Source organism: Lysobacter sp. HA35 (assembly GCF_054061195.1).
Genome location: NZ_JBSSDY010000001.1, coordinates 2,236,914 through 2,258,457, shown reverse-complemented (window position 1 = coordinate 2,258,457; position 21,544 = coordinate 2,236,914). Strand labels below are relative to the sequence as shown.

18 protein-coding genes are annotated in these 21,544 nt (G+C 67.4%); 7 read left to right on the top strand and 11 right to left on the bottom strand.

Annotated elements, in window-relative coordinates; translation table 11 throughout:
- Positions 1 to 16: 16 nt before the first annotated feature.
- The 3 genes from ACVWZN_RS11155 to ACVWZN_RS11145 all read right to left on the bottom strand — a co-directional run bounded on the left by ACVWZN_RS11155 (position 17) and on the right by ACVWZN_RS11145 (position 4,424).
- Positions 17 to 1,048, bottom strand: coding sequence for an NAD(P)H-dependent flavin oxidoreductase (locus tag ACVWZN_RS11155; RefSeq protein ID WP_456953869.1), 1,032 nt, complete (start codon positions 1,046 to 1,048; stop codon positions 17 to 19).
- Positions 1,049 to 1,135: 87 nt separating this feature from the next.
- Positions 1,136 to 3,325 (bottom strand): catalase/peroxidase HPI, encoded by a 2,190-nt coding sequence (gene katG / locus ACVWZN_RS11150; protein ID WP_456953868.1) that lies wholly within the window; start codon positions 3,323 to 3,325, stop codon positions 1,136 to 1,138.
- 322 nt (positions 3,326 to 3,647) lie between these two features.
- Positions 3,648 to 4,424 carry a hypothetical protein gene (locus ACVWZN_RS11145; RefSeq protein WP_456953867.1) on the bottom strand — a complete coding sequence of 259 codons (777 nt, stop codon included), beginning with the start codon at positions 4,422 to 4,424 and terminating at the stop codon, positions 3,648 to 3,650.
- Between the two features lie 476 nt (positions 4,425 to 4,900).
- On the opposite strand from ACVWZN_RS11145, the gene ACVWZN_RS11140 reads away from it, so the two are divergent.
- Positions 4,901 to 6,511 carry an EAL domain-containing protein gene (locus ACVWZN_RS11140; protein WP_456953866.1) on the top strand — a complete coding sequence of 537 codons (1,611 nt, stop codon included), beginning with the start codon at positions 4,901 to 4,903 and terminating at the stop codon, positions 6,509 to 6,511.
- On the opposite strand, the gene ACVWZN_RS11135 is transcribed toward ACVWZN_RS11140, so the two are convergent.
- The gene (locus tag ACVWZN_RS11135; protein WP_456953865.1) at positions 6,508 to 7,704 is read right to left on the bottom strand and encodes a sensor domain-containing phosphodiesterase; all 1,197 of its coding nucleotides are present in this window, start codon (positions 7,702 to 7,704) and stop codon (positions 6,508 to 6,510) included. The two genes, ACVWZN_RS11140 and ACVWZN_RS11135, sit on opposite strands and share 4 nt — an antisense overlap.
- A gap of 392 nt (positions 7,705 to 8,096) precedes the next feature.
- Here ACVWZN_RS11135 and ACVWZN_RS11130 point away from each other — a divergent pair, with 392 nt between their 5' ends.
- Positions 8,097 to 10,598, top strand: coding sequence for an Ig-like domain-containing protein (locus ACVWZN_RS11130; RefSeq protein ID WP_456953864.1), 2,502 nt, complete (start codon positions 8,097 to 8,099; stop codon positions 10,596 to 10,598).
- A 48-nt stretch (positions 10,599 to 10,646) separates the two neighbouring features.
- Here the strand turns inward: ACVWZN_RS11130 and ACVWZN_RS11125 are convergent, their stop codons facing one another.
- Together ACVWZN_RS11125 and ACVWZN_RS11120 are read right to left on the bottom strand one after the other, a co-directional pair.
- Complete coding sequence (locus ACVWZN_RS11125; RefSeq protein ID WP_456953863.1) at positions 10,647 to 11,390, bottom strand: SDR family NAD(P)-dependent oxidoreductase; 744 nt, start codon at positions 11,388 to 11,390, stop codon at positions 10,647 to 10,649.
- Between the two features lie 10 nt (positions 11,391 to 11,400).
- The gene (locus tag ACVWZN_RS11120; protein ID WP_456953862.1) at positions 11,401 to 12,717 is read right to left on the bottom strand and encodes a family 1 glycosylhydrolase; all 1,317 of its coding nucleotides are present in this window, start codon (positions 12,715 to 12,717) and stop codon (positions 11,401 to 11,403) included.
- 136 nt (positions 12,718 to 12,853) lie between these two features.
- Between ACVWZN_RS11120 and ACVWZN_RS11115 the strand changes: the two genes are divergently transcribed.
- The 5 genes from ACVWZN_RS11115 to hemC all read left to right on the top strand — a co-directional run bounded on the left by ACVWZN_RS11115 (position 12,854) and on the right by hemC (position 16,032).
- The gene (locus ACVWZN_RS11115) at positions 12,854 to 13,207 is read left to right on the top strand and encodes a four-helix bundle copper-binding protein (protein ID WP_456953861.1); all 354 of its coding nucleotides are present in this window, start codon (positions 12,854 to 12,856) and stop codon (positions 13,205 to 13,207) included.
- Positions 13,208 to 13,251: 44 nt separating this feature from the next.
- The gene (locus ACVWZN_RS11110) at positions 13,252 to 13,938 is read left to right on the top strand and encodes an alpha/beta hydrolase (protein WP_456954758.1); all 687 of its coding nucleotides are present in this window, start codon (positions 13,252 to 13,254) and stop codon (positions 13,936 to 13,938) included.
- Between the two features lie 75 nt (positions 13,939 to 14,013).
- Positions 14,014 to 14,736 carry a LytR/AlgR family response regulator transcription factor gene (locus tag ACVWZN_RS11105; protein WP_027081723.1) on the top strand — a complete coding sequence of 241 codons (723 nt, stop codon included), beginning with the start codon at positions 14,014 to 14,016 and terminating at the stop codon, positions 14,734 to 14,736.
- A 1-nt stretch (position 14,737) separates the two neighbouring features.
- The gene (locus ACVWZN_RS11100) at positions 14,738 to 15,025 is read left to right on the top strand and encodes a hypothetical protein (RefSeq protein WP_456953860.1); all 288 of its coding nucleotides are present in this window, start codon (positions 14,738 to 14,740) and stop codon (positions 15,023 to 15,025) included.
- Positions 15,026 to 15,093: 68 nt separating this feature from the next.
- Positions 15,094 to 16,032, top strand: a complete 939-nt coding sequence (gene hemC, locus ACVWZN_RS11095; RefSeq protein ID WP_456954757.1) for a hydroxymethylbilane synthase — start codon at positions 15,094 to 15,096, stop codon at positions 16,030 to 16,032.
- A 19-nt stretch (positions 16,033 to 16,051) separates the two neighbouring features.
- Here hemC and ACVWZN_RS11090 read toward each other — a convergent pair whose 3' ends face one another.
- From ACVWZN_RS11090 to ACVWZN_RS11070, 5 genes are read right to left on the bottom strand one after another with little or no spacing between them, the layout of a single operon-like run.
- A complete protein-coding gene (locus ACVWZN_RS11090) occupies positions 16,052 to 16,450 on the bottom strand; it encodes a YybH family protein (RefSeq protein ID WP_456953859.1) in 399 nt (132 codons plus the stop codon).
- Between the two features lie 28 nt (positions 16,451 to 16,478).
- Positions 16,479 to 17,429 carry a dimethyl sulfoxide reductase anchor subunit family protein gene (locus ACVWZN_RS11085; RefSeq protein WP_456953858.1) on the bottom strand — a complete coding sequence of 317 codons (951 nt, stop codon included), beginning with the start codon at positions 17,427 to 17,429 and terminating at the stop codon, positions 16,479 to 16,481.
- A gap of 7 nt (positions 17,430 to 17,436) precedes the next feature.
- Complete coding sequence (locus ACVWZN_RS11080; RefSeq protein ID WP_456954756.1) at positions 17,437 to 18,348, bottom strand: 4Fe-4S dicluster domain-containing protein; 912 nt, start codon at positions 18,346 to 18,348, stop codon at positions 17,437 to 17,439.
- 2 nt (positions 18,349 to 18,350) lie between these two features.
- Complete coding sequence (locus tag ACVWZN_RS11075; RefSeq protein ID WP_456953857.1) at positions 18,351 to 18,563, bottom strand: hypothetical protein; 213 nt, start codon at positions 18,561 to 18,563, stop codon at positions 18,351 to 18,353.
- Positions 18,560 to 21,445 carry a molybdopterin oxidoreductase family protein gene (locus ACVWZN_RS11070; protein WP_456953856.1) on the bottom strand — a complete coding sequence of 962 codons (2,886 nt, stop codon included), beginning with the start codon at positions 21,443 to 21,445 and terminating at the stop codon, positions 18,560 to 18,562. The genes ACVWZN_RS11075 and ACVWZN_RS11070 overlap by 4 nt, the downstream gene beginning before the upstream one ends.
- Between the last annotated feature and the right edge of the window lie 99 nt (positions 21,446 to 21,544).

Genomic DNA, 21,544 nt, shown 5'->3' with positions numbered 1-21,544 from the left:
ACAACCGCGCTCCTTTCTAGTCGACGCCTGCCAGTGCACGCGTCACTTCCGCGGCACTCATTCCGTCGAACCTGCTGCGCTTCATGCCCGACCACAGCGGCGTGAAGTCGTCGCGGCCCGATGCTTCCGCGTGCGCGCGTAACGGCGCGAGTGCCTGCGATGCCCACGGAAACGTCGGCGGGAGATCGGACAGCGGGCCGAGATCGCGCATCAGACGATTGACCAGGCCGCGTGCGGGCCGGCCGCTGAAGAGGTTGGTGATCGCGGTTTCGCGTTCCGCATCCTTCAGTGCAGCGCGATGCACCGACGTGGTTGTCGCTTCCGCGCAGGAGAGATACGCCGTGCCGACCTGCACCGCGATGGCGCCGGCGGCGAGCGCACGCTGCACGTCGCCGCGGTCGGCAATGCCACCGGCCGCGAGGATCGGCACCGAAAGATTCGACGACAGCGATGCGACGAGATCGAGTGTCGACGGCTGCTGCGCGAGGTCGTCCGACAGGAAATGCCCGCGATGGCCGCCGGCTTCGATGCCCTGCGCGATCACGACATCCGCACCGTTGCGTTCGAGCCAGCGGCCTTCGTCGAGTGTTGTAGCCGAGGCCAGCACCAGCGCACCCCAGGCCTTGATGCGCGCCAGTAGTTCGGGCGCCGGCAGGCCGAAGTGGAAACTGACCACGCGCGGTCGATAGCGTTCGAGCAGCGCCACGGTCTCGGCATCGATCGGTCGTCGCGCGCCTGCGTTGCTCGGCGGCGGGATCTCGAGGCCGGCTTCGCGGTAGTACGGCGCGAGCGCGTCACGCCAGCGCTGCAGTTCCGTGGCGTCCGGCTCCGCCATCTCGTGGCAGAAGAAGTTGAGATTGATGGGTGCGTCGAGCGACGCGAAACGATCGAGCGCGCGTTCGATCTGCTCGCGACCGAGCAGTGCGCAGGGCATGGAGCCGAGCGCACCAGCCGACGACACGGCGATCGCGAGCGCTTCGTCCTGCACGCCTGCCATCGGCGCCTGGATGACGGGCAGTGCGATTCCCAGGGATTGCAGGACGCTCATGCATCGCTCCGCGCGGGGCCGCCGCATTGCGACGATACCGCGGTGAACGCGACGGCGTGTCGATGCCGTCGTGTTCGTTGCAGCCGGTTACGCCGCCTGCCGGTAACGCAGGTCGAAGCGGTCCAGCTCCATCACCTTCGTCCATGCGGCGATGAAGTCGTGCACGAAGTCGGCTTCGCCATCCCTGGCCGCGTACACCTCCGACAGCGCGCGCAGCTGCGAGTTGGAGCCGAAGATGAGGTCGACCAGCGTCGCCGTCCAGCGCAGTTCGCCGGTCTTGCGGTCGCGGCCTTCGAACACGCCCGGGTTGGATTCGGACTTCTGCCACGCGGTGCGCATGTCGAGCAGGTTGATGAAGAAGTCGGTCGTCAGCGTGCCGGGCCGCGAGGTGAACACGCCGTGCGGTGCGTGACCGGTGTTCGCATCTAGCGCACGCAGGCCGCCGACGAGCACGGTCATCTCCGGTGCGGTGAGCGTGAGCAGTGCGGCGCGATCGATGAGCGCGGTTGCGGCGGCGGCTTCATTACCGGCGCGCGTGTAGTTGCGGAAGCCGTCGGCGGCGGGTTCCAGCACTTCGAACGAATCGACGTCGGTCTGATCGAGTGATGCATCGACACGGCCCGGCGTGAACGGCACGGTGACATCGTGTCCCGCTTTGCGCGCTGCAGCTTCGACCGCCGCGCAACCGCCGAGCACGATGAGATCCGCCAGCGACACCTTCTTGCCGACGGATTGCGATGCATTGAAGTCGCGCTGGATCGCTTCCAGCGTCGACAGCACCTGCGCGAGTTCGGCGGGTTCGTTCGCTTCCCAGTTGTTCTGCGGCTCGAGACGGATGCGTGCGCCGTTCGCACCGCCACGAAGATCCGTGCCGCGGAACGTCGAAGCCGACGCCCAAGCCGTCTTGACCAGTTGCTGGATCGCGAGACCCGAATCGAGCAGGCGCTGCTTGAGCGACGCAATGTCGGCATCGTCGATGAGTGCGTGGTTGACCGGCGGCAGCGGGTCCTGCCAGATCAGGTCTTCCTGCGGCACCAGCGGGCCGAGGTAGCGCACCTTGGGGCCCATGTCGCGATGCGTGAGCTTGAACCAGGCACGCGCGAACGCATCGGCGAACCTGTCGGGATTCGCCATGAAGTCGCGCGAGATCTTTTCGTAGACCGGATCGAAACGCAGCGCGAGGTCGGCGGTGGTCATCATCGGCTGGTGCACCTTGCCGGGGATGTGCGCGTCGGGCACGTTGCGGTTCGCATCGCCCTTGGGCTTCCACTGCTGTGCGCCGGCGGGGCTCGTGGTGAGCTCCCATTCGTTGCCGAACAGCGTCTCGAAGTAGCTCATGTCCCAGCGCGTCGGCGTCGCGGTCCACGCGCCTTCGAGGCCGCTGGTGATGGCGTGCGCGCCGATGCCGCTTTCGTACGAACTCTTCCAGCCGAAGCCGAGTTCCTCGATGTTCGAACCTTCCGGTTCGGCGCCGACGTGATGCGCAGGACCCGCGCCGTGGCATTTGCCGAAGGTGTGACCGCCCGCGACGAGTGCGACCGTCTCTTCGTCGTTCATCGCCATGCGGCCGAACGTATCGCGGATGTCGCGCGCGGAGCCCACCGGATCGGGCTTGCCGTTCGGCCCTTCCGGGTTCACGTAGATCAGGCCCATCTGCACCGCGGCAAGCGGGTTCGCGAGTTCGCGTTCGCCGCTGTAGCGCTCGTCGCCAAGCCACGTGGATTCCGGGCCCCAGTCGATCGGCTGCGGTTCCCAGATGTCTTCGCGACCACCGCCGAAACCGAACGTCTTGCAGCCCATCGATTCCAGCGCGACGTTGCCGGCGAGGATCATCAGGTCGGCCCACGACAGGCGCTTGCCGTACTTCTGCTTGATCGGCCACAGCAGGCGGCGCGCCTTGTCGAGGTTGCCGTTGTCGGGCCATGAATTGAGCGGCGCGAAACGCTGCTCGCCGGAGCGCGCACCACCGCGGCCGTCGAAGATGCGATACGTTCCCGCGGCATGCCACGCCATGCGGATGAAGAACGGGCCGTAGTGGCCGTAGTCGGCTGGCCACCATTCCTGCGAATCGGTCATCAGCGCATGCAGGTCGCGCATCACCGCATCGAAGTCGAGCTTGCGGAACTCCGCCTTGTAATCGAAGCCTTCGACCATCGGGTCGGACAAGGCCGAGTGCTGATGCAGGACGCCGAGATTCAACTGGTCGGGCCACCAGTGCGCGTTGTTGCGCGTCTGCTTCGGATGGTGGGCGACCGGACACTTCGATTCGGCGTTCATTCGATAGATCTCCTTGGGCGTTGCATGCGCTGGCAGGTGCGACCTGGGTGCATGCGGGATTCGTGGGCGACCTGCCCGTGATGAGCGACTGCATCTAGACGTCGACGTCGCGGTGCATGGCGATGCAGGGTGCGGCCGACGACGCTATCGCCGCGTCGTCGCCGGCCTAACGTAGGCCTGCACGGCCGATTACGAAAATCGAACGTTCCGATCGCTGCTATAGCGCGGGGCTATAGGCGCCGAGGCGGAAGTTGTCCGGATGCGCCGTCACCGTGCGTGATGTCGACGCGCGATGCATTTGGACAATGACTGGCGACGACGCTCAGCTCTTCGCGTCGTCACTCTTCGCTGAATCGTTCTTGGCGAGCTCGTCCTTCGCGGCCTTCGCATCCTTGCGCTTCTTCGCGAACCAGCCGAAAGCGGGTACGAGCAGCGTGGTCCAGACCCACTTGCCGTTGGCGTCGAGGAACGACGTCACGCGCTGGCGCGTGGTGACGTCGACGTCGATCGGCTTGCGGAAGGTGCGCAGCGTGCGCGGCACGGTCTGGCCGTCGAGCGACACTAGCGCGTCCAGCGAGAGATTGAGCGTGTGATGCCCGGGCGCCTGCGGTGTGATCTCCCAGGCCCACTCGGTGACGCCGGACGACACCAGCTGGCGTTCGGGCGTCTGCGCGACGATGCGGAAGCCTTCGCCCGTAAGCCGCGCCTGCATCATGTTGGCGACCTGCACGGACTCGCTCGCAACCTTGCCCGGCCCTTCGATGCGCTCGCGCAGCGTGGCTTCGCTGGCATCGGGGCTGACGACCAGCTGCACGAGCACGGTCTGCTCGATGTTCACCGCCTGCGGCGCATTGAACGCGACGTGGCCGGGCTGCAGCTGGGCGAGCAGGCGGTCGACGATGGCGGTCGAGCTTGCTGCGCTCGTGGTGACATCGTCGGGCGATGCTGCAGTTCGCGGCGTCGCGGTGTCGCTCCCATCCGCTTGGCTCGCGCGCGTTGTTGCCGGTGCGTCGCTTGCGCGCGTCGCCGTCGCTGCCGACGTTGTGTTGCTTGCCGGTGTTGTGGGCGTCGACGCGTTGGCGTCGTTCGATGACGTCATCGCTGCGGATGAAGCCGCGCGCCGCGAAGGACGTGATGCATGCGGCGTCGCTGACCCCGCAGCCCGCGCCGACCCATCGTCGACAGATGGCGGCGGCGGAGGCGGCGGAGGCGGCGGAGGAGGCGGAGGAGGCGGAGGAGGCGGTGGCGGTGGTGGCGGTGGTGGTGGTGGAACCGACATCACCGCAGTCGGCCCGCCATCGCGCGTCGCGTGCATGCCCGCGCAGCCGGCCAGCAGCACGGCCATCAGACCGAAGACGAGTAGCTTGCGCATCGATGGTCCCTCCCTCGGCCGCATGGTAGCCGAGCCGTCCCAGGGGCCGCGGCGCCAAGGGACGCCTCATCGTTGCAAGCTGACGGCCGGCCGCCGACCCCGTCCCAATACCGTCCACCGGCACGTGCAATGCGCGAGCGCCCGCGCGCATGATCGGCAAGCGGCCCCGGGCGCCGGGCCGCGACAGGAAGATCGGAGCCGACATGACGTCGCTAGAGATCCATCGCTCGCGCGTGGCCTGGATCGCGGTCGCATTGATCGTCGTGGCCACGGCATTGCCCGTTGTCGCATCGCTGCTGCTGGCGCGTGAGCAGGCGAGAGCCGACCAGGGGCGCCGTGCATCGGTCTATGCGCAGGACGTGCTGCGCCGTAGCGACAGTGCCGCCGGCCAGATCCAGGACGCGTTCAAGCGCCTCGGCGCAACGCCCGGCGTCGACAGCTGCGGCCCGGCCGCGCGCAACGTGCTGCAGGGGATCGATGCATCGTCGAGCTACGTGCAGTCGATCGGAATACTGCGCGGCAACCTGCTGTATTGCTCGTCGTACGGTGCGCTGGATCCGCCCATCGACCTCGGGCCGGTCGATTACACGTCCTCCGTCGGCATCCACGTGCGCCAGAACGTGGCGCTGCCGTTTGCACCAACCAACCGCTTCATCGTCGTCGACAACGGCCACTTCGCGGCGGTCGTGCACAAATTGCTGCCGGTCGATACCACGGTCACCGAATCGGGCACGTCGCTCGCCGTCGTCGCGTTGACGGAGGATCGCCTGCTCGCGACGCGCGGGCGCTTCGACCCGGCGTGGGCCAAGGGCGCGACGTCGCTGAAGCCGGGCGCGCATCGCACGTTCACCGTCGACAGCCGTACCGTCGCGCAATACCGGTCGAAGCACTTCGCAATCGTTGCGGTGGCCACGCTCGACCCCGGCAGCTACAGCGGCGCGGTGGCGCGTGTCGCGCGCGTGCTGGTGCCGATCGGCGTGCTGCTCGGCGTGTTGATGGCCTACGCGACGCTGCGCGCTGCGCGCTCGCAAATGACATCGGCGGCAGCGATCCGCAGCGGCCTGCAGCGCGACGAATTCTTCGCCGTGTATCAACCGATCGTCAGCCTGATCGATCGCCGCTGGGTCGGCGCGGAAGTGCTGCTGCGCTGGCAGCGGCCCGACGGCGCCATGGTGCGCCCGGACCTTTTCATTCCCGCCGCGGAAGATGCCGGCCTGATCGAGGCGGTGACCGCACGCGTATTGCGGCTGGTCGAACCCGTGCTCGCCGAACTCGCGATGCGCGAAGACCTGTTCTTCCTGTCGATCAACCTGTCGCCCGCCGACATGCTGCGCAACGAGACGCTCGAGTTGTTGCGTGGGCTCGTCGAGCGCACCGGCGCAAGGCCGGGGCAGGTGCACGTCGAGGTCACCGAGCGTGCGTTCGCGAATACCGGCGAAGTGCGCGAGATGCTCAAGCGCATGCGCGCGCTGGGCCTGCAGGTGTCGGTCGACGATTTCGGCACGGGCTATTCGAGCCTCGCGCAGCTCACCACGTTCGAACTCGATGCATTGAAGATCGACAAGGCGTTCGTCGACACCGTCGGCAGCGATGCGGTGACCAGCCACGTCGCGTTCCACATCGTCGAAATGGCGCGCGGGCTGTCGCTGGAGATGGTCGCCGAAGGCGTGGAGCAGGAACACCAGGCCGCGATTCTCGCCGAATGGCGTGTGCCGTTCGGACAGGGCTGGCTGTTCTCCAAGCCGCTTCCGGCCGAAGAGTTCGTCGCGCGGCTGCCCGTGTTGTCACCTATCGATTCGACGGTCGCGTTCTAGTGCAGCGTGGCATCCGGTAGGCCGAACAGGAAGCCCTGCGCATAGCGCACCCCGGCCATGCGCAATGCATCGGCCTCGGCCATGGTTTCCACGCCTTCCGCCACTACGGTGACGCCCGTGTGTGCAGCGAACGCCATCATGCCGATGGCCAGCGCCTGCTTCACCGGATCGCCGTCGACGCTGCGGGTCAGGCTCATGTCGAGCTTGGCGATATCGGGTGCGAGCTGCAGTACATGGCGCAGGCTGGAGTAACCCGCGCCGACGTCGTCGATCGCGATGCGCACGCCGACATCGCGTAGGCGCTTCGCGGCATCGAGCAGCGGCGCGTAATCGTCGATCGCCGCGTGCTCGGTGATCTCGACGACGAGACGTGATGCATCGACGCGCGTGATCGCCTCCATGAACTCCGCGCGCCCGACGGTTTCAGGCGATGCGTTGAGCGAGAGGAACATGCCCTGCGGCAGATGCTCGAGCACGGGGAGCGCGTTACGCACTGCACACAGTTCGAGGTCGACGCCGAGCCCGACCGCCCAGGCCTCGCGGAACCAGATGTCGGGCGCGGCCTGCACCGGAGCATTGAACCGCGACAGGGCTTCGACGCCGATCGCACCGCGTCCGTCGAGCGACACGATCGGCTGGAACACCATGCCGGGGCCGCCGCGACGCAGCACCGCGTCGATGGCGTCGTGTCGTTGCATGCGCAGGTCGTGCGCGCGCATCGATTCGTCGAGCTGCACGCCGACCAGCCCGGCGAGAAAACGCAGCACGCCGAGATCGCGCGTGCGCGATTCCGGATGCGGCGGAAAGTTGATGCAGCAGAGCGTGCCGAGCACGCGGCCGTCGGGTAGCTGCACCGGCACGCCCATGTACGAGTCGATGCCGAGTCGCGCGGTGAGCGGGATGTCGCAGGACCGCGCGTCGTGGCCGGCGTCGTAGATGGCTTCGGGCAGGCGCCCCTGCAGCATGCGATGGCAGTAGGTGTCGTCGAGCTCGAAGCGCGTGCCGACCGACAGCCCGGCCGCGTCGGCGGGGCCGGCGGTCACGCGGATGAGTTTGGCGTCGGGCGTGAGTTCGGCGACGAAGCTGACATGCGCGCCGAGGTAGTCGCGCGCGGAGGTCGCGATGCGCTGCAGGAATGCCGCGGCGGCATCGTCCAGCTGCGCCAGCGGCGAAGGATGTGCATTCGTGTCCATGCGAAGCCGAATCCCGTTGACGCCGGCGATATCGCGCCGACGTTCCGACGGTTCCATATCGACGGGTATTCGAGGCGTGAACCGGCCGCGGCAGGCGGCCCGTCGGCTGCGGCGGCCACGCGGGACCGTGGTGCATTGCAGCGGCAGAGCGTGAAGTCCGTCACGCGCGGGCGAACCCGGGCTGGCGGTCCGCGGACGGCTAAACCCGCGTCGGGAAAGGGAATTGTCGGGATCGGCCGGCCCCGATCGCACTCACCTAACGAGTTCCGATCAGTGATCCGGCCGCCGTTCGTCGGAAATGGCGCGCTCCGTCACGAAAGTGGCGGAAACCGCGTCGACCATCGACGGGCAGGACACCCCGCGCATGGATGCGGACTCCCACGGACGCCCCCATGACCCGATCCGCTCTTGCCGCCGCGCTCGCGCTGGCCGTTACCGCCATTGCGACCGCCGCCTCCGCGACCGAGTTCGCCCATCCCGACCACTACGAATTCGACGCGTCGATCGCGGCGCCGTTCCACGCGCAGGCCGGGCGCTTCCCAGTGCAGTTGCACTTCGACTACCCCGGCGCCGGCGATCGCACCGCTGCGGCGTGGATGTTCGATGTCGTCGCCCCCGATGGCCGCGTCATCGCCAGTGACCGCGGCCTGACCAAGCTCGGCGGACGCCACGTCATCGTGCCGGCGACCTGGAACGGCGGCATGCAACAGGGCGGCGCCGCACCCGCTGGCTACTACACGCTGCGCCTGCGCGCGGTGCCGACCGTGGTCGACGCCAGCGACGCGCGCCCGATCGGCACGCGCATCGACGAAGCCTTCCGCCTGTTCGGCGACGAGACCGTCGAGCAGAGCTACGACGTGCAGGTCGGCAACGTCGCGCCCGCGCACGTCACGCCGCGCGCGCCGTTGCGCATCGGTGCGCAGTCGGCTGCGGGTTCGACGCAGACGATGACCGCGCAGTCGGCGCCGCAGTCGCTCACCGCGCAGGCCGCGCCCGCGACCGGCGGGCTCGCCTACACCGTCTACTACGGCAACCTGCACAGCCAGACCAATCACAGCGACGGCGGCACGCCGCTCGCGCAGTGCAGTGGCGCGGAGAACCCGCAGGCGGGCACCTACGGCCCGACCGACGCCTACACGATGATGCAGAACCAGGCGCACGGCGACTTCCTGCTCACGTCCGAACACAACCACATGTTCGACGGCTCGACGAGCACTAACGCGAGCGCGAACCCGACCACCGCGATCAACCTGTTCCACAGCGGCCTGACGCTGGCGAGCAACTACCGCAGCGCGCATCCCACCTTCCTCGCGATGTACGGTCTGGAGTGGGGCGTCATCAGCAATGGCGGCCACCTCAACATCCTCAACGTCGACCAGCTCGCCGAGTGGGAAACCAATTCCTCCGGCCAGTTGATCGGCGAAGTGAACACGCCGAAAAGCGACTACCCGGCGCTGTATTCGACGATGAAGGCGCACAGCTGGATCGGCATGTTCAATCATCCGGCCAGCAGCGGGCAGTTCCTCGTCAATGGCACCGCGCTGGGCTACGACGCCAACGGCGCGCAGGTGATGGTGCTCGCCGAAGTGCTGAATTCCTCGGCGTTCTCCACCAACATGACCGAGACCGAGACCGGCCGCAGCAGCTACCAGACGGCCTGGAACATCCTGCTCGAGCGCGGTTACAAGGTGGCGCCCGCGAGCGACCAGGACAACCACTGCGCGAACTGGGGCCTGAGCTTCACCAACCGCACCGGCGTGCTGTTACCGAACGGCGCCGCCCTCAACACGACGAACTTCTACGACGCACTCAAGGCGCGTCGCACGTTCGCGACCGAAGACCGCACCGGCCAGCTCGTGCTCACCGCGAACGGGCATGTGATGGGCGAGTCGTTCAACAACAGCGGCCCGCTCACGCTCACCGCGAACTACGCCAGCACCAGCGGCCAGAGCGCGCAGCGCGTGCAGATCTTCGAAGGCGTGCCCGGCCGCAACGGCACGGTGACGCAGCTGTACGAAGGCAGCGACACCACCACGTTCACGCCCGCAAGCGGCGCGCACTTCTACTACGCGCAGATCACGCAGGCGAACGGCCTTCGCCTGTGGTCCGCGCCGGTGTGGGTGACTCAGGGCACGGGCGGCGGCGGTGGCGACACGCAGGCACCGACGGTGAGCGCGTCCGAATCAGGCGCCAGTGGCACGGTCACATTCTCGGCGAGCGCGACCGACAACGTCAGCGTGACGAAGGTGGAGTTCTACGTCGACGGCAGCCTCAAGGGCAGCGACACCACGTCGCCGTTCTCGATGACGCTCGACTCGACCACGCTTGCCAACGGCTCGCACACGCTGGTCGCCAAGGCCTACGACGCGGCAGGCAATGTGGGTTCGTCGTCCAGCGTCGCGTTCTCGGTGAGCAATACGACCACCACGACCGAACTGGTCAAGAACGGTGGCTTCGAATCCGGTACCACCTCGTGGACCGCGACCAGCGGCGACATCACCAACAGCAGCACGTACGCGGCGCACGGCGGCACGTACAAGTTGTGGCTCAACGGCTACGGTTCGGCCGCGACGGATTACGGCTACCAGACCATCGCCATTCCGTCGACCGCGATCACGGTGACGCTGTCGTTCTGGCTGCGCGTGGCAAGCGATGAAACCACCACGACCAGCGCTTACGACACGCTCAAGGTGCAGCTGCGCAATTCCGGCAATACGGTGCTGACCACGCTCGCGACGTACTCGAACCTCAACAAGGGCTCGACCTACGTGCAGAAGACCTTCGACGTGTCGAGCTACCGCGGCCAGACGGTGCGCGTGTACTTCGAAGGCGTCGAAGGCTCGCAGGTCGCGACGTCGTTCCTCGTCGACGACGTGTCCCTGCAGTCGAAGTAAGCAACGCGCAACACAACGGCGCCCCGGGTTAACCGGGGCGCTTTTTTTTTACAGGCGATCCAGGCGTCCGCCGTCCACGCGGACTTCCGCGCCCTGCACGAAGCGCGCGTCGTCGGATGCGAGGTACGCGACCAGCGCCGCCACGTCTTCCGGCTTGCCGACGTCGTTCTCGTCGATGGTCTCGACGCCGCTCTTGACGTTCGGGTTCTCGCGCAGCATCGGCGTATCGATCGCGCCCGGCAGGATCACGTTGGCACGCAGCCCGCGCGGCTTGCTTTCCAGCGATGTCGAACGCGTCAGTGATACCAGTGCCGCCTTGGCCGCCGCGTAGTTCGCCACGTGCGGCGTGGTTTCCACCGCGTGGATGCTCGATACGTTGACGATCGCGCCGCCGGTACCCATGTGCAGGAACGCTTGCTTGGTGAAGAAGAACGCGCCCAGCAGGTCGACGCCGAGCACGCGCAGCCAGTCGTCGCCGGTCAGTTCTTCCAGCGGCTTGAACTGCATCAGGCCCGCGTTGTTGACCAGCACGTCGAAACGCCCGAAACGATCGAGCGTGGCTTTCACTGTCGCTTCGACCTGTGCTTCAACGCTGACGTCGCAAAGGCTGGTCAGCACGTCCGCCGCGCCGGCCGTGCGCACCTCGGGTTCGGCGTGATCAAGGTTCGCCTGGTTGTAGTCGACGATCACCACGCGCGCGCCTTCGCTGGCGAGACGTTTGCAGATGGCGAGGCCAATACCGCTCGCACCGCCGGTCACCAGTGCGACCTTGTTCTCGAAACGTCGATCCATGATGCGTGCCTCAGGTTTCGGTCGATGGAGTGTTCGCGGGCGCCGTCGTCGTGTCGTCGCGCTTTTCGGCGGCGTCGGCCTTCTGTTCTTCGTCGTGCGCGCTGGCGTAGTCCGCTGGCATCGTCACCGGGACCTGCAGGCAGACGCTGTTCGTCGGCAGCACCTGTTGCCAATCGGCGATGAGCTGCTTGTACGCGGTGCCGACCGGTCGGATCTTGCGATCGAGGTCGTACAGGCCGACTTCGAACACGCGTCCGTTCGGCTCGCGCAGCGCGGTGTCCCAATCGACCTGATCGGTCAACGAGTACCAGGTGAATCCGACCACCGGCACACCGTCGTTGCGCACGCGCAGCACGTTCGCCCATTCCTTCCACAGCCAGTTGACCGGCTCGTCGCCGTTCGGGCCCTGCCGAAGATTGGTTTCGGTGTGCATGACGGGCAGGCGGTAGCGGTCGTGGTACTGCCGCGTGATCACGTGGTAGCCGAACACTTCGCCCGACGAGCGCGTGCTGCCGTCGGCGCAGACGCGATGCTCGTTGGTGACGTAGTAGTCGTTGCCCATGATGCAGTTGTGCTTGTACTCGTGTCCCATGAAGAAGTGGTACTCGTCGCGCGTCATCCCGTTGTCCATCAGGTACTCGTACATCTCCGAGTTCACCCGACGGCCGTAGTTGAGATCGAGCGAAAGAAAGCGTCGCGCGTTCATGAATTCCGCCGGCCCGATCGCCGATGGATTCTCCGCGTGGAAATATTCCGACGACTCGCTCTGGATGAAGATCGCGTCCGGCCGCACTTCCAGGATCGCGCCCATCGCCAGCACGTTCGCCTTGACGATGTTCTTCAGCGCGGTGACGAACGCGCGGTCGTTCGCGAGTTCCTCGTTCCACCAGCCGTACAGCGCGGAGAACGCCGCGCAGATGAACATCTCGTTGACCGGCGTATAGAGCTGCACCCACGGATAGCGTCGCGCGAAGTCGTGCGCATAGCGCGCGAACAGCTGCGGGAAATCCGGGTTCTGGAAGTTGCCGACCCAGTCGGGCACGCCGAAGTGGCAGAGGTCGGTGATCGGCGCGATGTTGCGACGTCGCAGGTCGGGAAACGTCTGGTCGGCGAAGGTCCAGTCGTAACGGCCGTCGCCCAGCCACGTGGTGTGGATCGGCGGGCCGTAACGCAGCACCGGCACGCCGAGGTCCTGCACCAGGTCGAAGTCGAGCTTCCACTTGTCGTAGTGGCCGCAGAGCGCCATCTGGTCGACCCGGTGCGTGCCACCGCGGATCGTCGGATAGCTGTTCTCGATGCCGGTGGCGAAGAGGAAGTTGGGGGACATCGGGCGACCGGGCAGGGCAGGCCGCCGCAGCCTAGGCGGCCGCTCGCGCACGGGGCATGAAATCGCCACGGCCGCATCGACGCATGGTCGACGCCGCCGACGTGAAACTGGGCGACCCGTTCCGTGGAGCACCGACATGGCCAACGCGACGAGCGCGCGCGATCCGTCGATGGACGAATGCATCGCCAACTGCACCGACTGCCACGCGATCTGCGTCGAGACGATGCGTCATTGCCTGCAGCGCGGCGGCGAACATGTCGCGGCCGACCACATCGTGCTGATGGCGACCTGCGCCGACATCTGCCGCACCAGCGCGGACGCGATGCTGCGCGGCGCCGACGTGCACGTGCACACCTGTCGCGCCTGCATGGAGATCTGCCGCCGCTGTGCGGAATCGTGCGAAGCGATGGCGGGCGACGACGAGGTCATGCGTCGCTGCGCCGACGCCTGCCGCCGCTGTGCGGACTCGTGCGCACGCATGGCCGCGTGAGGCGGCTATAGTCCGCGTCCCCGCACCGGAGACGCGCCGTGGACCTGCCCGAACGCATCGAAAAGGAAACCGGCGAGTCGCCGCAGTGGTCGGTGATCTGGCTGCACGGCCTCGGCGCGGACGGCAACGACTTCGCACCGCTGGTGCCCGAGCTCGTGCGCCCGCAATGGCCCGCGATCCGCTTCGTGTTTCCGCACGCGCCCTTGCAGCCCGTCACCATCAACGGTGGCATGCGCATGCGCTCGTGGTACGACATCGTGAGCTTCGATCTCACCGGTCGCGCGGATGCGAAAGGTGTCGATGAATCCGTCGCGCGCGTCGATGCGCTGATCGCGAACGAGATCGAACGCGGCGTGCCGGCGTCGCGGATCATCCTCGCGGGTTTCTCGCAGGGCGGCGCGGTGACGCTCGCCGCGGGCCTGCGTCGCACTGAACCACTCGCGGGGCTGGTCGCGCTGTCCACGTACCTGCCGCTTGGCGCGGACGCATTGTCCCGGCTGGACAACACGCCGGTGGCCGCGCGCAGCCAGCCCGTGTTCGTCGCCCATGGACGTCAGGACCCGGTTGTGCCATACGCTGCAGGTGAGGATGCGGCACGGCGACTGCGCGCGCTCGGCTTCCAGGCCGAGTTCCACGCCTACCCGATGGCGCACCAGGTCTGCCTCGAGGAAATCGACGCGTTGCGTGGCTGGTTCGACCGGATTCTTGCGACCGGTTCAGAAACTGGTTGACGCAACGCTTCCACGGACCCGCGGTAAGGCTAATATCGGTGCCGGGGGGTATCGACGGAGGGGTACGTGGATACGCTGAATGTAGTTGTTGCCGAAGACGAGCCGTTGGCTCGCGACCGCCTGCGCGCGCTGCTCGAAGAGCAGCCCGGCGTATACGTGGTCGCGACTGCGGCAGACGGCACGCAGGCGCTGCAGGCATGCGCCGAACATCATCCGGACCTGGTCCTGCTCGACGTATCGATGCCGGGCATGGACGGGCTGGAAACCGCGCGGCATCTCGCCGCGAGCGAACCGCGCCCGGCCGTCATCTTCTGCACCGCCTACGACGCGCATGCGGTGTCGGCGTTCGAAGCCGAAGCGCTCGACTATCTGGTCAAGCCCGTGCGGCCTGAGCGACTCGCCGCCGCGCTCGATCGCGTACGCAGGCTTACGTCGGTGCGCACGAACGGCGATGGCAGCACGCGCAAGCGCACGCACCTGTGCGCGCGTCTGCGCGGCTCGCTGCGGTTGATCCCGATCGACGACATCCACTACCTGCAGGCCGAGGAGAAGTACGTCGTCGTGCATCACGCACGCGGCGAGGATCTCATCGAGGAATCACTGCGGTCGCTGGAACTCGAATTCGGCGATCGCTTCGTGCGTATCCATCGCAACTGCCTGGTCGCGCGGCACGAACTGGTCGAACTCAAGCGCAGCCCCGACGGCCACGTCCAGGCGGTTCTGCGCCACGGCCGCCAGCCGCTGGAAGTGAGCCGACGCTGCGTGGCCTCGCTGCGCGAGCGACTCGCTCATCTCTGACGTGGGCGACGCCCCGCAATCGCCGCAACGCGACCCGGCCGAGGCGGAAGCCGCGGCCGAGCGACTGCTGGCGATGCATCGTCTGCAACAGGCGGCCGACAGCCACGGCGTCGCGCACGACCGCATCGTCTCGCGCCTGATCATCGTGGCCATCGCCGCGCTGGTCGGCGCCAGCTGCGGTGCGGTGATGGGTGCGCTGCGCGGCCACTGGTGTCGCGGGTGCGCTGCTCGTGGGCCTGGTCGGCGCGATGATCGCGCTCATCACCAGCCGGCCGCGCTGACCGCGTGAACGGCGCGGTTGGGCGAAGCCGCCCGATCCGCGACAATGCCGCGGTGACTTCGACCCCGACTTCCGGCGTGCTCCGCATCGCCACCCGAAAGAGCCCGCTGGCGCTGTGGCAGACCGAACACGTCGCCGATCGCCTGCGCGCCGCGCATCCCGGCCTCAGCGTCGAACTCGTGCCCATGAGCACGCGCGGCGACGAGGTGCTGGACCGTTCGCTGGCCGCGATCGGCGGCAAGGGCCTGTTCCTCAAGGAACTCGAGCTCGCGATGCTGCGCGGCGAAGCCGACTGCGCGGTGCATTCGCTCAAGGACGTGCCGATGGATCTGGAGCCCGGCTTCACGCTGCCGGCGATCCTGACCCGCGCGGACTACGCCGACGCTTTCGTCAGCAACCATTTCGACGGCATCGACGCATTGCCGGACGGCGCCGTGGTCGGCACGTCGTCGCTGCGTCGACAGGCGCAGCTGCGCGCGCGCCGGCCCGACCTCGTGCTGCGCGACTTACGCGGTAACGTCAACACGCGCCTCGCCAAGCTCGACGCCGGCGACTACGACGCGATCGTGCTCGCTTGTGCCGGCCTGCAACGCCTCGGTTTCGACGACCGCATCCGCGCGCGTTTGGCCGCACCGGATTGGCTGCCCGCACCCGCACAGGGTGCGATTGCCGTCGAATGCCGCAGCGACGACGTCGCAACGATTGCGCTGTTCGATGCGCTGAACTGTGCGACGACGCGTGCCTGCGTCGATGCCGAGCGCGCCATGAACCGCGCGTTGCACGGCAGCTGCCACGTGCCGGTCGCCGCGTTCGCCACGCTCGACGGCACGCACATGCATCTCGAAGGTCTGGTCGGTTCCGCGCTTGACGGTCGCCATGTGCGTGCGTCGGCCGATGGCGGCATCGACACGCCGGACGCGTTAGGCCAGCTCGTCGCGCAGGAACTGCTCGCGCATGGCGCCGCGGAGCTGATTGCGGGATCGTCGGAGCCGGATACCGGCCCGTTCGTGTCCTGACGTCGCGTCGCGACGCGCGTTACTCGTCGCTCGGTGCGCCGAGCAGGTTCGCGTCGCGTACCAGCAGCCAGTCGCCATTCGCCTGCCGCGCGAAGATCGACAGCGCATAGCCGGAGCGCGAACTCGCTTCGCCGGCGGCATCGGTCGGGATGATGGTTACGGAGAGGCGCGACACCGCGAACGCGGCGTCGCCGGTGACCTGCACTTCTTCGATATCCGCACTCGATTCGATGCGATGCGTTTTCAGCAGCGAACGCAGGCCGGTCTCGAATCCGGCGCGTCCCTTCATCGGCGCGCGGCCCGGCGCGATGAACTCCGCGTCTTCGCTCATCAGGGCGAGCACGGCGTCGACGTCGCCCGCGGCGGTCGCGTCATGCCACTGTTGGATGAGGGCGCGGATGCGGTCTTCGTCGGACATGGTGATTCTCCGTCGCGGTTGCGCCGCGTCAGTAGTACAGCGACACCAAGTGCCGGGCTTCCGCGAAGAACAGCCAGCGTTCGACGAACGCGCCGATCAGCACCGACGCCGTTGCCACGATCAACAGTGGCGCGGCGGCTGACGGCAGCACCCACGCTGCCGCAAGTGCGAGCGCCGGCAGCGTGGCGAAGGCGATCATCGCGATCGCACGCAACGTCGACGCATGCTTGCGCGCGAGCACGAACACCATTTCACGCGTCACGAAGTTGCCTTCGGTGTGCGGGCGCTCGAACACGGTGACCGTGCGCTGCGGCAGGCCGACCGCATCGCCGCGCGTCATTGGCAGTGGCGTCGTATCGATCGCGGTCCAGTAGCGGCGCTTCAGCAGCGCGAGCACACCGGTTCCGACCACCGCCATCAGCAGCGTCATGCGCGACGGCGGCGAACCGAAGATCGCGCGCAGGGTCAGGAAAGCGATGCCGCCCGTCACCAGTGCGAACAACAGGTAGACCGCGGGCACCGTGCGGTGCGTCCACGCGGGAATCGGCTTGAGCGACGCATAGATCATCGACGTGCAGTACACCGTGGCGAGCGCCCCGACTACGAGCAGCACGGCCGCGACGATGAGTGCGATGCCAACCAACTCTGGCGCGCCTGTGAAGCCCGTTGCGACGAACCGCGGCAGCAACGCCGCGATCAGCACCAGCGCGGGCGCGAACGTCGCCAGCGACACCACGCCCTCGCGCGACAGCCACGACGTGCGCCATTGCGAGAACGCGCGCCACGCACGCAGCGGCTTGCCCAGGTGTCCGACCGAGCACAGCAGGCCGATGATCGACGCCAGCATCCCGAGCACGAGTGCAGCGAGCAATGCACGCGGCGATGTGCCGATCAATGCTGCGAAGCCGCTCCACGCGAGCAGGCCGTAACCGAGGCCCGAGAGCGCGGTGAAAAAGATGACCGAAAGAGCGGGGTGCATCAGGACCTCAGCGCGACAGCACGCGATCGAGCCAGCGCAGCACCGGCGGCAGCGCCTGCGTGTCGACCTGCTCGACGACGGGTGCGGCGGCGGCACGTCGCGGGCGCGGCGGCAGGTACTTGTTGGTCGGCTTGTAGCCGAGCTCGGCCATCAGGTCGACGCCGCCGCGTGCGGCGACCAGCTTGGACACGGCGGAGTCGGGATCGGCGAGATCACCGAAGTGGCGTGCGCGCGTCGGGCAGGCCTGTACGCAGGCCGGCTGGCGCTCGGCCTCGGGCAGGTTCTCGTTGTAGATGCGGTCGATGCACAGCGTGCATTTCTTCATCACGCCTTCGACGGCGCTGTACTCGCGCGCGCCATACGGGCAGGCCCACGAGCACAGCTTGCAGCCGATGCACTTGTCCTCGTCGACCAGCACGATGCCGTCTTCTGCGCGCTTGTAGCTCGCACCGGTCGGGCAGACGGTGACGCAGGCCGGCTCCTCGCAGTGCAGGCATGAGCGCGGGAAGTGCAGCGTCATCGCCGGCTGCGAAGCTTCCGCGACGATCGACATCGAACTGCGGCCGGGACGCGACGTGGCATCAGGGCTGTCGGCTTGCGCCGGCTGTGCGCGGGCTGCGTCAATACCGACGCCGCGATCGAAATCGCCAAGATGGCCGGCGTCGCGCATCGACGTATCGGATTCGCGCGGTGCAGCAGGCACGTTGTCATCGACCAGCACCGCCGCCAGCTCGTAGCTGTGTACACGGTTGAACCACACGCCGGTCGGTTTTTCGCCGTAGGGCTTTTCGTCGGGCAGCGGCGCGGCGAAACCGCCTGCGTTCCATTCCTTGCAGCTCACCGCGCAGGCATGGCAGCCGACGCAGGTGTCGAGGTCGATGACCAGCCCGAGCTTCTTCGGAGTCGGTGGCGGCAGCATCGTCACCGGCGACGTCCTCCGCGTGCGAGCGCGATGCCGACCAGGAAGATCGCGAGCGGAATCAGAAAACTCGGCGCGACCACGCGAAACAGGCCGCCGATATCGTCCGCCTTCGAGATGTCGCCGAACGGCTGGATCACGCCGTAGCCGAGCAGGATGATCAGCAGGAAGCCAAGCGCGACCAGCGCGTAGCCGATGAGGGTTCGCGTTTTCATGACGCCTCGCGGGTGTCGCGTTCGCGGCGGAAATCGGCGCCGTAGCGCAGCGGCGCATCGTCGGCCGGCGTGCCCGCGATCGGCGCGAACTGCGGATGCGAGGAACCGTCGATCGCCGCGCTCGGCGTGATGCGCACGCGCAGGTCGAACCATGCCGCCTGACCCGTCACCGGGTCGGCGTTCGCGTAATCGCCGCGCGGCGTGATGTCGGAAATCAGATGGTTCATCAGGAAGCCCTTGGTGGCTTCCGGCGCGTCCTTCGGTAACTTCCACGCACCGCGGCGCTTGCCGATCGCGTTCCACGTCCACACCGTGTCGGGCTGCACGTTGGATGCGGTGCGCGCCTGCACGGTAATGGTGCCGTGGTGCGAGGTCACGTCGATCCAGTCCTCGTCGCGAATGCCGTGGCGGTGCGCGGTGTCCGGATGCAGGTAGAGATAGTTGCGCGTCGCGATCTGCCGCAGCCACGCGTTCTGCGAATGCCACGCGTGGTACATGAACATCGGGCGCTGGGTGATCGCCGACAGCGGAAACTCGCGATCCCCCGCGTCGCCCTGCTGCGCCTGTTCGAACGGCTCGTACCAGATCGGCAGCGGATCGAAATACGTGGCGACGCGTTCGCGATGCTGCGCTGGCGGCACGTGCGCGCCGTGGCCCTGTGCGGCAAGTCGGAACTTCTGCAGCGTTTCCGAATAAAGCTGCAGCACGATCGGCTGCGTGCTGCCGAGGAAGCCCATCGTCTGCGCCCATTCGAGATAGCCGCGATTGGCCATCTTGAAATAGCGCGCGTGCTCGGGGATCTCGCTGCGCCAGAAACCGTTGTTGGCGATGTAGGCATCGAGCTGCGACGGATTCGGCGCGCCTTTGGCTTCCAGCGAACCGTCCGCACCACGCCAGCCGGCGAGCAGGCCGACGCCCGGCGCGCGTTCGTGGCGCACGATGTAGTCGGCGTAGTCGCGGTACTTCGGCGTGCGGTCCTCGTTGATGAGCCCGGGCAGGCCGAGCCGCGCACCGAGGTCGATCAGCACGCTCTGGAACCCCCGGATATCGCGCGGGCGGCCTTCCGCATCCGGCTGCGTAGCGGGGTCGAAGATCGGATGACGGATCGCGTCCGCGGCACCGTCGGCATCGGAGATGGGCCGGTCGAGCAGGCTGATCGAATCGAACCGTTCGAGGTACGTCGGATCGGGGAACACCAGGTCCGCGTACGCCACCATCTCGGAGGAGTACGCGTCGCAATAGATGATGCGCGGGATGCGGTACTCGCCCGATTCGTCCTTGTCGGTGAGCCAGCCGATGGTCTCGGCGGTGTTCATCGACGAGTTCCAGCTCATGTTCGCCATGAACATCATGAGCGTGTCGATCTTGTATGGATTGCCGGCCCACGCGTTGCGGATGACGGTGTGCATCATCCCGTGAGCGGCCAGCGGATAGCTCCACGAGAACGCGTGGTCGATGCGGCGCGGCTCGCCGTTTTCGTCGACGACGAGGTCTTCCGGCCCGTGCACGAAACCCAGCGGCGCAGCGTCGAGCACGCCGTTCGCCTGCCGCGTGCGGCCGGGGCGATTCGGCGGTGGAATCGGCTTCGGAAACGGCGGCTGGTAGCGGAACGAGCCGGGCGTGTCGATCGCGCCGAGCAGCAGCTGCAGCACGTGCAGCGCGCGGCAGGTGTGGAAGCCGTTGCTGTGCGCGCTGATGCCGCGCATGGCGTGCATCGACACCGGGCGGCCGACCATCTCGGCGTGCTCGCGGCCCCAGGCATCCGTCCATGCGATGGGCAGGCGCAGTTCGTGGTCGAACGCGTTCTCGGCGAGTTCGCGTGCGATGCGGCGGATGGTGTCGGCGGGCACGCCGCAACGTTCGCTGACCGCATCCGGCGCGTACTGCGGATCCATGTAGCGTTCGGCCAGCAGCTGGAAAGAGGGCACGGCGATGCGGCCGTCGGCCAGCGTGTATTCGCCAACCACGGCAGGCAGCACGTCGATCGAGTTCGCGTCGACGCAGGCGCCGCTCGCGCGGTCGAAGCACAGCGGGCGACCTTCCGCGTCGCGAGCGAACAGGCCGTCGTCGGCCGCGCCTTCATCGCGGATCACCAGCCAGTGCGCGTTCGTGTAGCGCACGAGATAGTCGAGATCGATGCGGTCGTTGCGCAGCAGCTCGTGGATCAACGCGAACGCGAACAGGCCGTCGGTGCCGGGGCGGATGCCGATCCATTCGTCCGCGATGGCGCCATAGCCGGTTCGCACCGGATTGACCGAAACGATCTTGGCGCCTCGCGCCTTGAGCGTGCCGAGGCCGAGCTTGATCGGGTTGGAGTCGTGGTCTTCGGCGACGCCCCACAGCATCAGGTAGCGCGTGCGCTCCCAGTCGGGCTCGCCGAATTCCCAGAAACTGCCGCCCAGCGTGTACAGCCCGCCCGCGGCCATGTTCACCGAGCAGAAGCCGCCGTGCGCCGCGTAGTTGATCGTGCCGAACTGCTGCGCCCACCAGCCGGTCAGCGCCTGGCTCTGGTCGCGGCCGGTGAAGAAGGCGAGCTCGTCCGGGTTGCGCTCGCGGATGGGCCTGAGCCACGACGTTGCCAGATCCAGCGCCTCGTCCCAGCTGATCTCCTCGAACTCGCCCGCGCCGCGCTCGCCGACCCGCTTGAGCGGCCGCGACAGGCGGGCCGGGGAGTAGTGCTGCATGATCCCGGCCGAGCCCTTGGCGCAGAGCACGCCCTTGTTGACCGGGTGCTCGGGGTTGCCCTGGATGTACCGGATCCGACCGTGCTGCAGCCAGACCTTGATTCCGCAGCGGCAGGCGCACATGTAGCAGGTGGTGGTGCGGACCTCGTCGCCGGGCGTCGGGGACGTGTCGATCACCGGTTCTGATGGGCCTCGCATCGCGTCATTGTGCCCGAGAGCCACCGCGCCGCCGCTCCCCGTTTCATATCCCGTTTCACATCCCGCGACGACCGCCGCGTCGAGACTGCGCCCCGACCG

What these genes read in the sequence shown, in the direction of transcription:
- ACVWZN_RS11155 (WP_456953869.1), bottom strand. Translation starts at nt 1,048, where the DNA reads ATGAGCGTCCTGCAATCCCTGGGAATCGCACTGCCCGTCATCCAGGCG.
- katG (WP_456953868.1), bottom strand. Translation starts at nt 3,325, where the DNA reads ATGAACGCCGAATCGAAGTGTCCGGTCGCCCACCATCCGAAGCAGACG.
- ACVWZN_RS11145 (WP_456953867.1), bottom strand. Translation starts at nt 4,424, where the DNA reads ATGACGTCATCGAACGACGCCAACGCGTCGACGCCCACAACACCGGCA.
- ACVWZN_RS11140 (WP_456953866.1), top strand. Translation starts at nt 4,901, where the DNA reads ATGACGTCGCTAGAGATCCATCGCTCGCGCGTGGCCTGGATCGCGGTC.
- ACVWZN_RS11135 (WP_456953865.1), bottom strand. Translation starts at nt 7,704, where the DNA reads ATGGACACGAATGCACATCCTTCGCCGCTGGCGCAGCTGGACGATGCC.
- ACVWZN_RS11130 (WP_456953864.1), top strand. Translation starts at nt 8,097, where the DNA reads ATGACCCGATCCGCTCTTGCCGCCGCGCTCGCGCTGGCCGTTACCGCC.
- ACVWZN_RS11125 (WP_456953863.1), bottom strand. Translation starts at nt 11,390, where the DNA reads ATGGATCGACGTTTCGAGAACAAGGTCGCACTGGTGACCGGCGGTGCG.
- ACVWZN_RS11120 (WP_456953862.1), bottom strand. Translation starts at nt 12,717, where the DNA reads ATGTCCCCCAACTTCCTCTTCGCCACCGGCATCGAGAACAGCTATCCG.
- ACVWZN_RS11115 (WP_456953861.1), top strand. Translation starts at nt 12,854, where the DNA reads ATGGCCAACGCGACGAGCGCGCGCGATCCGTCGATGGACGAATGCATC.
- ACVWZN_RS11090 (WP_456953859.1), bottom strand. Translation starts at nt 16,450, where the DNA reads ATGTCCGACGAAGACCGCATCCGCGCCCTCATCCAACAGTGGCATGAC.
- ACVWZN_RS11085 (WP_456953858.1), bottom strand. Translation starts at nt 17,429, where the DNA reads ATGCACCCCGCTCTTTCGGTCATCTTTTTCACCGCGCTCTCGGGCCTC.
- ACVWZN_RS11080 (WP_456954756.1), bottom strand. Translation starts at nt 18,348, where the DNA reads ATGCTGCCGCCACCGACTCCGAAGAAGCTCGGGCTGGTCATCGACCTC.
- ACVWZN_RS11075 (WP_456953857.1), bottom strand. Translation starts at nt 18,563, where the DNA reads ATGAAAACGCGAACCCTCATCGGCTACGCGCTGGTCGCGCTTGGCTTC.
- ACVWZN_RS11070 (WP_456953856.1), bottom strand. Translation starts at nt 21,445, where the DNA reads ATGCGAGGCCCATCAGAACCGGTGATCGACACGTCCCCGACGCCCGGC.